This is a genomic window from Lagierella sp. (assembly GCF_029983815.1).
Taxonomy (GTDB): domain Bacteria; phylum Bacillota; class Clostridia; order Tissierellales; family Peptoniphilaceae; genus Mediannikoviicoccus.
In genome coordinates, this window is the sequence record NZ_JASBYU010000011.1 from 1 (window position 1) to 12,615 (window position 12,615).

At 35.0% G+C, this 12,615-nt stretch carries 11 protein-coding genes; 10 read left to right on the plus strand and 1 reads right to left on the minus strand.

The features are described 5' to 3' along the window. Positions 1 to 64 precede the first annotated feature (64 nt). The 7 genes from Q1K37_RS05540 (at position 65) to malQ (ending at position 7,889) form a co-directional block, all read left to right on the plus strand. Positions 65 to 415 (plus strand): DUF2007 domain-containing protein, encoded by a 351-nt coding sequence (locus Q1K37_RS05540; RefSeq protein WP_300410314.1) that lies wholly within the window; start codon positions 65 to 67, stop codon positions 413 to 415. Positions 416 to 522: 107 nt separating this feature from the next. Then, positions 523 to 1,857 (plus strand): extracellular solute-binding protein, encoded by a 1,335-nt coding sequence (locus Q1K37_RS05545; protein ID WP_300410316.1) that lies wholly within the window; start codon positions 523 to 525, stop codon positions 1,855 to 1,857. Between the two features lie 52 nt (positions 1,858 to 1,909). After that, positions 1,910 to 2,314: a hypothetical protein gene (locus Q1K37_RS05550; protein WP_300410317.1), complete on the plus strand. Its 405-nt coding sequence runs from the start codon at positions 1,910 to 1,912 to the stop codon at positions 2,312 to 2,314. A 2-nt stretch (positions 2,315 to 2,316) separates the two neighbouring features. Then, entirely contained in the window at positions 2,317 to 4,332 is a 2,016-nt protein-coding gene (locus Q1K37_RS05555) for a sugar ABC transporter permease (protein WP_300410318.1), read from the plus strand. Next, complete coding sequence (locus tag Q1K37_RS05560; protein WP_300410320.1) at positions 4,333 to 5,226, plus strand: sugar ABC transporter permease; 894 nt, start codon at positions 4,333 to 4,335, stop codon at positions 5,224 to 5,226. 8 nt (positions 5,227 to 5,234) lie between these two features. Next, a complete protein-coding gene (gene ugpC, locus Q1K37_RS05565) occupies positions 5,235 to 6,320 on the plus strand; it encodes a sn-glycerol-3-phosphate ABC transporter ATP-binding protein UgpC (protein WP_300410322.1) in 1,086 nt (361 codons plus the stop codon). A gap of 54 nt (positions 6,321 to 6,374) precedes the next feature. Beyond that, a complete protein-coding gene (gene malQ / locus Q1K37_RS05570) occupies positions 6,375 to 7,889 on the plus strand; it encodes a 4-alpha-glucanotransferase (protein WP_300410324.1) in 1,515 nt (504 codons plus the stop codon). 137 nt (positions 7,890 to 8,026) lie between these two features. Here malQ and Q1K37_RS05575 read toward each other — a convergent pair whose 3' ends face one another. Beyond that, on the minus strand, positions 8,027 to 9,310 hold the full coding sequence (locus tag Q1K37_RS05575) for a ClC family H(+)/Cl(-) exchange transporter (protein WP_300410325.1): 1,284 nt from the start codon (positions 9,308 to 9,310) through the stop codon (positions 8,027 to 8,029). Positions 9,311 to 9,428: 118 nt separating this feature from the next. On the opposite strand from Q1K37_RS05575, the gene Q1K37_RS05580 reads away from it, so the two are divergent. The 3 genes from Q1K37_RS05580 to Q1K37_RS05590 all read left to right on the plus strand — a co-directional run bounded on the left by Q1K37_RS05580 (position 9,429) and on the right by Q1K37_RS05590 (position 12,600). Next, complete coding sequence (locus Q1K37_RS05580; protein ID WP_300410326.1) at positions 9,429 to 9,725, plus strand: hypothetical protein; 297 nt, start codon at positions 9,429 to 9,431, stop codon at positions 9,723 to 9,725. A gap of 17 nt (positions 9,726 to 9,742) precedes the next feature. After that, entirely contained in the window at positions 9,743 to 11,044 is a 1,302-nt protein-coding gene (locus tag Q1K37_RS05585) for a D-serine ammonia-lyase (RefSeq protein WP_300410328.1), read from the plus strand. A 230-nt stretch (positions 11,045 to 11,274) separates the two neighbouring features. Continuing rightward, positions 11,275 to 12,600: an MATE family efflux transporter gene (locus Q1K37_RS05590; RefSeq protein ID WP_300410330.1), complete on the plus strand. Its 1,326-nt coding sequence runs from the start codon at positions 11,275 to 11,277 to the stop codon at positions 12,598 to 12,600. The last annotated feature ends 15 nt before the right edge of the window (positions 12,601 to 12,615 follow it).

Genomic DNA, 12,615 nt, shown 5'->3' on the forward strand with positions numbered 1-12,615 from the left:
TTAATTTGTAACCAACAACAAGTTTTTTATACTTGTTAAATCTATTATACGAGGAGGTAGGGAGATGTCACTTAAGCGATTAATCCAATCGTCCAACGACTTCGTCCTGACGACGGCTAAGGAAATATTGAAAGACAACAGTATTGACTATGTGGACGACAAAAATAATATGGAAGGATATTTAAATGTACTTGGAGCTCAAGTTGTTAATAACGACAGTATATTTGTAAAAGAGGAGGATTATGAAAAGGCTTCCCAACTTTTAAAACAGTTTATAGATTTTAAATTTGACGAAGACGAACCAGATATTATATTGGATGAGCCTTTGACTGAAGAGGAATTAATCGAGAATGAACTTTTAACCCATGGTGATGTGGAGAGGGAAAGAGCAAAGAGAAAGAAAGAAGTTGAGTAAAACATTTAAAGTATTAACAATTGTTGTGCTTTAGGTTATAATATTGATATAAACGTTGTAAGTGTTTTAAATATACAACCGTTTGCAAGATAAACTAGGAGGAAAATATGAAAAGAAAGTTTACCAAATTACTAGCCTTGATTTTAGGGGCTTCTATTTTTTTAACTGCATGTGGGAAAAAGGCAGGTAGTAACGGACAAGATGCCACAGGAGAAGTTGAATCCGAGGGCATTAAAGGGGAGATAACCGTCCAAGTGGAAAAGGATTGGAAGGAATACTATCAAAAGGCTGCAGATAAGGTTCTTGAAAAGAATCCTGATTCAAAGATAGAATTTAAAGAGATAGGATCCTTTGATCATCTGGATATCCTAAAGAGTACAGATGCTACTAATCCTGACTTTGCCGATGTGTTTGCTCTACCATTAGATAGATTTACAGACCTTGTAAGTCAAGATGTTCTAGGAGCTTTAAACGCACCAACTATGGCAAAGGAAATAGGGGGTTATGATAATTTCGATGAAAATTTAGGGGGATTTTTTAAGGATGGAGAAGATTATCTAGGATTTCCATACAATATCGAAACCCTTGTAACCTATGTTAATACTGAAAATGCCAAAGTAGAAGGGATTGACTACGAAAATCCTATAGAAATTAACGACATTAAAGATCCTGCAAATGTATTATTGCCATTCTTTGATGCTTGGTTTGGAGTTGCAGCTACGAACTCTGCAAAAGTTGAATTGTTAAAACAGGATGGAGATAAGTTTGAATCCGATATGGTAAAAGACTTTGACAAGCTTGATCCAGACCAACAAAAGATGTTCGAAGCACTTTATGAATATTGGAAGAAACACGATGAAGCCAACTCTCCAATATTTTCTGGAGAAGATGAAGGATGGGCATATATTGGTGACGAATTTACTACTGGTGGGAAAGGTGTAATAAGACTTGGTGGACCTTGGGAGATAAATGACAATGTGGAAAAAGCTGGAGAACAACTAGAAATCTATCCTATAAACCATATTACAATCAACCAAAAACCACTTACCCATTGGCAAGGTGGATGGGCTATGGCTATCAATGCAAGAATTGAAGAGGATGCAGATAAAAAGGCACTAGCGGAAAACTTTATTATGGAATTGGTAAGACCTGAGAATGCATCAGAACTATTTAAAGCAACAGGAAAGATATTGCCAAATGTTACAGCCGATGAGTATGATAAGACAGACCTTTCCGACTTGGATAAAAAGGTTATTAAAAATGTGATCGAGTCCTACGACATCTCTGAACCAAGACCTATATTTAAAGAGTATGGAGATGTTTGGGATACCTGGAAAAATGCAATTCTATCATGGAACAATGTTAAACCTGCAAGTGTTGAAGACGCTTATAAGGAACTACAAGCTTCATTTAAGTCCATGATGGAAAATATAAATAAATAACATATGATAACCGGGGGTTTCCCCGGTTAAAATATGAAATGAGGTAAAAGATTTGAGAAATCAAAAGAATCTATTAAAAGTATTGGCCGTATCGGTTTTAATAATAATAACTGCTTCCTTTGAAGCCTTTATTAAAGGAAAATCTAGGGATTTATTTATTTTATTTCAAAGGGCAACAGGAGGAAGTTTTGGAGATTATATAAATTTTACTATTTTGAATTATCTTTTGGATATTGTAGAACCGGTTATTATCAGTTTGTTTTTTGTAATTGCAATTAATAAACTTAAGATCACAAGATTGACAAAGTTTATTATGGCAGGCTTGGTTTTTATAAAGATCCTATTAAAGGTGTTTAAATTTGAGTTTACATCTCCATTTTTTTATTTATTAATACTTCTATACATTCTTCTTTTTGTTGAGATTCTAAAAATGCCTATTCATAGCGAGGTTGATTAAAGATGGAATATAAATTAAAAATTGTTGATAGTTTTGGAAATATCCACCAGAGAAAAAATCAATATATACTTGATAGAATTAAAAGTGGTGGTAAAGATATTTCAAAAAAAGATCACCCTTACAATATCAAACTTAAAGAATTTAAAAGGAAAGAAAACGAGTTTTTAAAAGGGTTAAGAACTAAACAGCCTGAATTTAAGACTAGGGATAATCATAGGATTAAAGATTTGAGAAAAAGGCTTTTAAATGCGAAGGCCAAAGAGAGTTTTTACATTGACTTTATTTCACTTACCTATGATGCCCAGCTTAAATATGAAATCTCAAAAGTTGAAATTCAGCAACTTCCTACCATTATAGAAAGCTATGAAAAGCTTGATGAAAAATTAGTAAATAGGGAGATTGAAATAAAAAGTCTTAAAGGAAAAGACAAAGAGGGCGTTGAAAATAAAATAAATGAACTTATCGACTTGGAGAAGAAAAAATATAATAAAAAGCTCCAGGAGATTAAGGACAATTACAAAAAAGGACTCATATCAAAAAAAGCAGAGAAAAATGAGATAAGAATAGCAAAGAGACGGTTAAAGGAAAATATTACACAGACAGAATTTTTAGATAGGGAAAAGTCTCTAAAGGAAGATATAAAGAACATTAAACATAGACTAAAAATCGATATTGACTCTAAATTAAATGTATTGGAGTCGGATATTTCAAATATTAGAAGATCTACTCCAATTGAAGTAGAACAAAAGAATCCAATAATAAGTTTTGCTACTTTTCTTCTTCCAGGGCTAGGACAACTAATAAATGGACAGAAGACAAAGGGAATTTTGTTTCTCTTGGGAAGTCTTTTTATCTATCTAATTGCCTTACCTTATTCCCTTGGATTCGGCAACTACCAAGGAGATGGAATAGCAGGACTTATTACCTTGGCAGAAGGTGGAAGAAGGTTGGACCGTTCAATAATGTTTATGATTGAAGGTATCATAGCGATTATCCTGGTCATATTTGCAGTTTTCATTTTCTTTATGTCCTTTAAAGATGTTTATAGGGTAGAAAAGGATAAAATAAAGGGAATTAGACCAAAAAATTGGTTTGAGTCAAAGGAAACTCTTTCCAACGAAGGATTTCCATACTTGGTGTCATCACCAGCTTACATTCTTACGATTTTTATAGTTTTAATACCTATAATAACTGCAATTTTAATCTCCTTTACAAACCTAGACCCAAATCACCAGTCTAAATTTAATTGGATTGGAATCGATAATTACAAGATATTGTTCCTAGGTAGAGGAGTAGCAGGACAGGCCTTTTGGCTAATCCTATTCTGGACTGTAATTTGGACCTTGGGAGCCACAACCTTGGCCATATTCATAGGGTTTGCCCTTGCCCTCTTGGCAAACCAAGATAGAATTAGAGGGAAGGGACTCTTTAGAACTATTTATTTACTGCCTTGGGCTGTTCCAGCTTTTATTACCATAATGTTCTTTTCACTTATGGTAGGAAGGCAAGGGCCTATAACTCAGCTTTTAAAAAATGTTTTTGGCATTTCAGTCGACATTAAGTCAAGTCCAAACTTGACGAGAACCTTCTTGATATTACTTCAAGGATGGCTGGGATCTGCATATATCTTCTTGTTATCTACAGGAGTACTTCAGGGAATTCCCAAGGATTTATATGAAAGCGCAGATATTGACGGAGCGACGAACTTCCAAAAGACCTGGAAGATTACAGTGCCCTTGGTGCTTTTTCAAACTGCTCCACTATTGATAAGTCAATACACTTTCAACTTTAACAATTTTTCTATTATATATCTGTTTAACCAAGGGGGTCCTTTTAACCCTAGCAAATACGGTAACTTAGCAGGTTCATCAGATATACTCATATCCTATATTTACAAGTTGACAATGGAATCTAACTATCAGGCTCTAGGAGCCGCCATAAGTATTTTGATTTCCCTTGTACTAATGGTATTTGCCTATATAGGATTTAGTAACACTAAGGCCTTTAAGGAGAGTTAAATGAAAAGTAAAGACAGAACAAAAAAACTTCATCTATCAGACAATCAACCCTTGGATACCATGGGTGTCATACTTTTGATATTGTCCTATCTTATTTTAATAACTTGGGCCATATTGATAATTTGGCCATTAGCAGTTATGATTATATCGAGTTTTAATGGAGGACAGGGAAAGTACATTTCCCTTGCAGGAAAATTTGAGTTTTCCTTAAAACATTTTAACTATCTATTTACAAAAACTTACTTTTTCAGATGGGTAAAAAACACAATAGTCATCGCCCTTTCAACGGCTATAATTACACTGATAATAGTTTCCTTTACAGGATATGCCTATTCGAGATATAGATTTAAAGGCAAGAAGATGAGCTTGATGGCTATTATGCTAATACAGACCATACCAGCATTTGCTGGAATTACAGCATATTATGCCATCCATTCCATAGTAAGTGGAATTGTTCCGGTGTTTTCAAGGACTATTATGTTGATACTGATTTACTCTGGTGGTGGAATTGCATCAAATACCTTTATTTTAAAGGGTTATATAGATTCCATATCAAAAGAGTTGGACGAGGCTGCAAAAATAGATGGTTGTTCCAACTTCCAAGTCTATAGACTTATAATAATGCCAATAGCAAGGCCGATGCTTGCAATAATAGCCCTATGGTCTTTTATAGGACCCTTTATGGACTATATGCTTCCTAAGATATTGTTGACAAACCCTGCGGAATACACCTTGGCAACAGGTCTTTATACTTTGATTAACGATGTAAGGACAATGAATGCATCAGCCTTTGCAGCGGGAGGATTATTGACGGCTATACCGATCATAATATTATTTATAAGTTTACAAAACCAATTGGTTTCAGGTTTGAGTAGTGGGTCAGTTAAAGGGTAGGAGGAAAGATGAGAGTTTTATTAAAGAATATTGGAAAAAAATATGAAGGTAGAGAAAAATTCACCATACGGAATATAGATCTAGAGATAAAAGACAAGGAGTTTTGTGTAATCCTTGGGCCTTCCGGATGCGGAAAATCAACTTTGCTTAGAATGATAGCAGGACTTACTTCCATAACGGAAGGGGAGTTATACTTTGACGATAAGCTTATGAATAGGGTCATGCCTAAGGACAGAGATATAGCAATGGTTTTTCAATCCTATGCCCTATATCCCCATTTGACGGTTTATGACAATATGGCCTTTTCTCTAAAGATGAAAAAGGAGAGAAAGGAAGTCATTCATGAAAGGGTTATGGAGGCTGCAAAGATTCTACAGATAGAGGAATATCTATATTCAAGGCCATCGGATATATCAGGAGGACAGAGACAAAGGGTTGCCCTAGGTAGAGCCATGGTAAGAAAACCCAATGTCTTTTTGATGGACGAACCATTGTCAAACTTGGATGCAAAATTGAGGGAACACATGAGGGTGGAACTGGTTAGACTTCACCATAACCTTGAAACCACTTCGATTTATGTAACCCATGACCAGACAGAGGCCATGACCATGGCGGATAAGATAATCCTATTAGATCAAGGTAAAATACAGCAGTTTGGTACTCCAAAGGAGTTTTATGATAAACCTAAAAATCTTTTTGTAGCAGGTTTTATTGGATCTCCTACCATGAACATCTTAAAGGGTAAAATGGTGGATGGAGAATTTATTTCCCAATCAGGTGAAATAGTCGTCAATCCCGATGAAGAGGATAGTAAGGCTTTAAAAGATTATGAAGGCAAAGAAGTGTTTTTAGGAATCAGGTCTGAGAGGTTTTTTGCTAGACAATCTGATGAAAATTCCTTTGAAGCAAAGATTGAAGTCATTGAAATGTTGGGTAAAGAAAAACTTCTTCATATATGCTTAAAAGATGGCCAGGACATGGTGGTTTCACAACCAGGGCATTTTAAATATGAAATAAATGAGCTTCATAACTTTACCTTTGATACCCAAGCATTACATTTCTTTGATTCACAGACCACTGAGAGGATTGAGTGATTAACAGCAAATTTTTTATAAGTTTACAGATACTTTTATAGTTAGGAAGGTAATATGCTAGAAGATAAATATAATTTTAAAAAGATTAACAAAAATCGAAGTTCCGGTGTGCTTCTTCACATATCTTCTCTACCAAACCGATATGGTTTTGGTAGCTTAGGAGAAGAAGCCATGGATTTTGTTAGAAAATTAAATAGAGCAGGACAGAGTTGGTGGCAGGTGCTACCGATTGGACCTACTGGATTTGGAGACTCACCTTATCAGTCCTTTTCTAGTTTTGCCGGAAATCCCTATATGATAAACCTGGATTATTTAAAGGATAAGGGACTTTTACAACAGGAGGATTTAGATTTAGTTGCCGAAAATTACGAAGAGGGCAATGTTGACTTTGGCACGCTATATCAAGAGAGGTTTTTAACTTTGAGAAAAGCCTATCAAAGCTTTGATATAGGATCTTTGGACTTTGAATCCTTTTGTAGAGAAAATAGCTTTTGGCTAAATGACTATGCTCTTTTTATGACAATAAAGGAAAAGTTTAATGGAAGGCCTTGGCAACAATGGGAGGATAAATATAAATATAGAGATGGGGAAGCCCTTGAAGAATTTGAAAAGGAAAATTTCCATGAGGTAAATTTTTATAGGTTTTTACAATATGAATTCTTTAATCAATGGGATAAAATAAGGGATTTTGCCCATGAGAATAAAATCAAGTTTATTGGAGACCTGCCTATTTATGTAGCTGAAGACAGCTGCGATTGTTGGGCAAACCCTGAACTATTTACTTTAGATGAAGATTTAAAGCCTACTTGGGTTGGAGGATGTCCTCCCGATGGATTTTCAGAAGATGGACAACTTTGGGGAAACCCTTGCTATGATTGGAAGGTCCATGAAGAATCTGAATTCAATTGGTGGATAGAGAGATTTAGATGGCTTTTCTCCATCTTCGACTGTATTAGAATTGATCACTTTAGAGGCTTTGAGTCCTATTGGAGAATACCCGCAGGAGATGAGACAGCAAGAAATGGATCGTGGGTTGACGGTCCTAAAATGAAATTATTTAATGTTTTAAAGGAACAGTTGGGAGAATTGCCGATTATTGCAGAAGATTTGGGATATATGACCAAGGAAGTCTATGAATTTAGAAAAGAAACGGGGTTTCCAGGTATGAAGATACTTCTCTTCGCATTCTCCCCTGATGCATCTTCAGATTACCTACCCCACAATATAGAAAAAGATTATGTCGTTTACGGTGGAACCCATGACTCTGATACTATAATGGGATGGATGTTGGAACATGATAAAAGAGAAGTTAACTTTGCTAAGAAATATCTAAATTTAACTGATGAAGAAGGTTTCAACTGGGGAATGATAAGAGGAGGGATGACCTCTGTAGCAGAGATGTCCATTTTTCAAATGCAGGATATCTTAGGACTTGATAATAATGCGAGAATGAATTATCCAGGGGAGGCCTCAGGAAACTGGACTTGGAGAATGAAGTTTGGTGAATTTGGAGAGGACTTGGTAGAAAGACTAAAGGAATACACAGAAATGTCTGGAAGATTTAATTAATTTCATAGGTTAATATTTTACAAAATTCAAATATAGCTAGATTAATAAGCTCAAAGACTTAGATTTTTACATGCTAAGTTTTTGAGCTCTTGTCATTTTAATATAATCTCTTTAAACATTACTAGATGAAGAGATATTTATCCTTTATGAACTAAGTCTTTTGAATCGGGAGACCTTAACAGATTTTTTTCTGTAGAATTTTTTAAACTGTGGTATATTGGATCCGATTCGAAAAATTCTGCAACTACTAAACTGCTAACAGAAACAATTACCAGGGGCAGAAGGGACATTGCTCCACCTGTCATTTCAAAGACAAGCACAACGGCTAGGATTGGTGCACGAACAACTGAAGCTAGGATTCCTGTCATTCCCAAAACGTGAAAGGCAGGTGCCAATTCTGGGAAATATGGATTTAATAGATAAGCATATATATTTCCTGTTAAGGCACCAAGTACAAGGATTGGTAAGAAAATTCCCCCTTGAGCTCCAGACCCGTAGCAAAAGCAGGTGTAGATGAGCTTTATAATCAACATAATTAACAAAATCTGCAATGAGTAGTTTTCCTTTGGTAAATTTTCAACCAAACCATGTCCCCCTCCTAATAGACTAGGCATAAGTATAAAGATTAAAGTCGCTCCTATAGCTGCAATCATGGGTTTAAATCTCTTTTTAATCTTAAGCTTGTTGAAAAAACTTAGGTTAAATAAGAGGCTCTTATTAAAAATCACTCCAATTACACCGGTTATAACTCCTAATAATAAAAATAGTAGTAAGGACTTTCCATTAAATTTAAATCTGGAGAGTTGAGAAAAAGAATTTTTATACCCAAAGACCTGTTTACTAATGAAATCTGCAGTTACACAGGCAATGATCATAATGACTAAAAGTCTTTGAGTTATCCTCTTATACATCTCCTCTATAGCGAAGAGTACACCGGAGAGGGGAGCGTTAAAGGCTGCTGCAATGCCCGCCCCAGCACCGGCTGCTACGAAAATTTTAGTCTCTGTGTCCTTCTTGGTCTTATTGGAAATCAATTTGCCACAGGAACCTCCTAGTTGAATACAAGGGCCTTCCATACCTAGGGAAAATCCTAAAAATGAACCAAGGGATCCTCCAATAAATTTAGCTACAATAACTTTAAGTGGATTCATACTAACTTTAGACTCTATTTCAAGTTGGATTTGAGGAATTCCACTTCCAGAGGATAGGGGTTCATATTCCAATAATCTACCGATAATATAACCTATCAGAAGAGCCGTTAAAAGAAAGATTAAATATGTACTCCATTTTTCTTCGTTAAAAATACTGTTTCGTAAATTTCCCAAAAAGGTTAGACAATAGCGATAGGCTACACAGACCAACCCAGCTAAAGTTCCTATCAAAAGTCCATAGAAACCTGTTATAATTGCTTTTTTCTTCATAATATCACCTAATATAATTTTAAACCAAAATCTTGAATTATTAAAGTCTCATTAAAAAATAAAGATACAATGATATATTTAAAGGGTATGTATAGTGGGAAAGGATGAATAGAACTGGATGAAATATAGAAATAGATATTGTAAGAAAGCTAAAAACACCTATCCCCTTCTAGTAAAATGTACAAATTGCAAAAATAAAATCTTTCTTTACCAGAAGGGAGGTAAAGGAAATTTAATCAAGATGAAGGTGGATAAGATAATATCATCTCAAAGTAGTATAGCAGAGCTTCCCAATAGGATAAATTGTCCCTTTTGTAATGCTCCAATTGCAAATCTTGCCCAGTACAAAGGTGAGGACTATTACTGGATAATACGGGGAAGTGTCATGGTAAGAAAAATTGATAAAAAGATTTAAACTTTTGAGGAGGGACTATGGATTATTTAGATAGATTAAAAAAAGGCGAAGAATTCTTCTGGGAAAATAAGTCAATCAAAAAGTCGGATGCTTCTACAATGAATTTAAACAAAGAAGTGGACTTCTCCTTGGTATTGGAAGCTGAAAAGAGACTTGAGAGATTTGCACCGTTTATAATGAAAGAGTTTCCAAAGACATATACAACCAATGGGATTATAGAATCCGAATTAACTAAAATCCCAGCTATGAAAAAACGATTAAGGGAAAAATATTGTAGCTCTATTTCAGGTGAATTGTATATCAAGGAGGATAATAATCTAGCTGTTGCTGGATCTATTAAAGCTAGAGGTGGAATATATGAAATTTTAAAATATACAGAGGAATTACTTATAGATAATAACCTACTTGACACTAAAATGAACTATGAAAGTATTTCATCAGACACTATAAAGAAATTCCTATCCCAATATACCATTCAAGTAGGCTCTACTGGAAATCTAGGACTTAGCATTGGAATAATATCTGCTGTTCTAGGATATAAGGTAATAGTCCATATGTCTAGGGATGCTGCGGATTGGAAGAAAAAGCTTTTAAGAAGTTATGGCATATTAGTCGTAGAATATGAAGGTGATTATGGTAAGGCGGTGGAAAAGGGTAGAAAGATGTCCCAGGAGAACCCATTTTCCTATTTTGTGGATGACGAAAATTCAAAGAATTTATTCTATGGATATGCTGTTGCAGCATTGAGACTAAAGAAACAGTTGAAGGAAAAACAAATAGAGGTAAATTCTAAAAATCCGCTATTTGTATATATCCCATGTGGAGTTGGTGGAGCTCCAGGGGGAGTGGCCTACGGATTAAAGGAGGTATTTAGGGAAAATGTTCATATCTTCTTTGTAGAACCTACTGGGGCACCTTGTATGCTACTGGGAATGGCGACGGGAAAGCATAGTGAAATCTGTGTTCAGGATATTGGATTAGATGGAATTACCCTTGCAGATGGATTGGCTGTGGGAAGACCTTCAGGTTTTGTAGGAAAGATAATGGAAGATGTACTTTCTGGTATCTTTACGATAGAAGACAAATACCTATTTGAATATATGAGAGACTTATTAGAAACTGAGAAAATCTTTATAGAGCCCTCAGCAGCATCTTGTTTTCAAGGAGTTGGAAGGCTTTACGATGTTGAAGAGTTTCAGAGATATTTGAAAAATATAGAAGGGCTTCAAGAAGAAAACATCAGTCATATTGTATGGTCCACAGGGGGATCCTTGGTTCCAGAGGCGCTTAAAAAGGAATATATAGACAAAGTTTTATAAAGTCGATTCTGTTAAGTTAAAGTAATAAATAAAAAGTTGAAAAAAGATAACAAAACACTTTACAACTACAATGCTTTGATGTATAATAAGGGTACCATCTTAAGATTTCTTCTATTCATATTTCTCTTAAATATAAGAGAGCAGAGAAGCTAGGCCTAAAACCTAGCTTTTTTGCATTTTTCCTATTTATTTTCCTGAATTTATGGTAACATTAGTTGAAGGAGAAAAAAATGAAGAGATTTTTTAAATTTACAATTCCCTCGATACTCTCCATGTGGGTATTTGCACTATATACCATGGTTGATGGTTACTTTGTTTCGAATTACGTAGGAGAAATCGAATTTTCTGCAGTAAATATTTCCATGCCAATAATCACTATTTTCTTTGCTGTAGGAATACTCTTTAGTATAGGAACACAGGCCACTGTAGGCATGAATCTTGGTAAGGGAGATATAAATAGAGCCAACTCGATTTTTTCAACTGCAATTATAAGTCTTATCTCAATAGGAATAGTGTTTTCTGGAATGCTTTTTCTTTTGTTAAATAGAGTTGTACTATTACTGGGAGTAACGGAAACTACAATTGATTTTGTAAAAGAATATTTAAGAACTATTATACCCTTCGGGGTGTTTTTTATGCTTAGTTATCAATTGGAAGTGCTTGTTAAGGTGGATGGTTCACCGCATATTTCAGCGTTGTCCGTTGGACTTGCAGCATTGACTAATATATGTCTTGACTATTTATTTATTGTAGTGTTTAAAATGGGAATATTTGGAGCGGCGTTAGCTACGGGAATCGCTCAAACTGTCAGTACTACAGCTTTTTTAATACATTTTTTTAAGAAGACAGGAAAATTAATGTTTATAAGCAAATTCGATTTTTCCATTTTAAAGACCACAATTCCCCTAGGAATAGGGGATGCTCTTTCGGAGATAGCCTTGGGATTTACAGTTTTTTTATTTAACACCAATTTACTTAAAGTATATGGCCAGGAGGCTTTAATAGCCTATACGGTCATTTCCTATATTTCTGTCTTTATTTCAGTTACCATGACTGGAGTAGCTCAAGGTTTGGCTCCGCTTTTTTCCTACGACTATGGACAGAGGGACTTCAAAAGAATTAAAGCCTTTGTAAAAAGGGGAGTGTTGGCTATTTTAGCCATAAGTGCATTTTTCATAGTAGTTGCATATCTCTTTTCAGAACCTATAGTAAATCTGTTTCTTGATGAAGGATCAAGTATCTTAAAAGATACCACAAGGGCTCTGTCAAGGTATGCATGGGCCTATCCTTTTGTAGGATTAAATGGACTTATGATAACTTTTTTTGCCAGCTTAGGAAAGGGGAGAATGGCGACGATTCTTTCGTTGTTGAGAACGCCAATTGCCATAAGCATTGCAATGTTCATTGTTAGAAAGTGGATGCCAAAATTTATGATATGGTATGTACTTGCCTTTGCAGAAGCCTTAGTTTTTCCAGTTGGACTTTATTTTTTGATTAAGTATATCGTACTTCCCCTAAGATATAGGAGGAAAAAGAGTCAAGGCCTAAAATTATAAAATTAAAATAGCCGA

What these genes read in the sequence shown, in the direction of transcription:
- Q1K37_RS05555 (WP_300410318.1), top strand. Translation starts at nt 2,317, where the DNA reads ATGGAATATAAATTAAAAATTGTTGATAGTTTTGGAAATATCCACCAG.
- Q1K37_RS05590 (WP_300410330.1), top strand. Translation starts at nt 11,275, where the DNA reads ATGAAGAGATTTTTTAAATTTACAATTCCCTCGATACTCTCCATGTGG.
- Q1K37_RS05580 (WP_300410326.1), top strand. Translation starts at nt 9,429, where the DNA reads ATGAAATATAGAAATAGATATTGTAAGAAAGCTAAAAACACCTATCCC.
- Q1K37_RS05560 (WP_300410320.1), top strand. Translation starts at nt 4,333, where the DNA reads ATGAAAAGTAAAGACAGAACAAAAAAACTTCATCTATCAGACAATCAA.
- ugpC (WP_300410322.1), top strand. Translation starts at nt 5,235, where the DNA reads ATGAGAGTTTTATTAAAGAATATTGGAAAAAAATATGAAGGTAGAGAA.
- Q1K37_RS05545 (WP_300410316.1), top strand. Translation starts at nt 523, where the DNA reads ATGAAAAGAAAGTTTACCAAATTACTAGCCTTGATTTTAGGGGCTTCT.
- malQ (WP_300410324.1), top strand. Translation starts at nt 6,375, where the DNA reads ATGCTAGAAGATAAATATAATTTTAAAAAGATTAACAAAAATCGAAGT.
- Q1K37_RS05585 (WP_300410328.1), top strand. Translation starts at nt 9,743, where the DNA reads ATGGATTATTTAGATAGATTAAAAAAAGGCGAAGAATTCTTCTGGGAA.
- Q1K37_RS05575 (WP_300410325.1), bottom strand. Translation starts at nt 9,310, where the DNA reads ATGAAGAAAAAAGCAATTATAACAGGTTTCTATGGACTTTTGATAGGA.
- Q1K37_RS05540 (WP_300410314.1), top strand. Translation starts at nt 65, where the DNA reads ATGTCACTTAAGCGATTAATCCAATCGTCCAACGACTTCGTCCTGACG.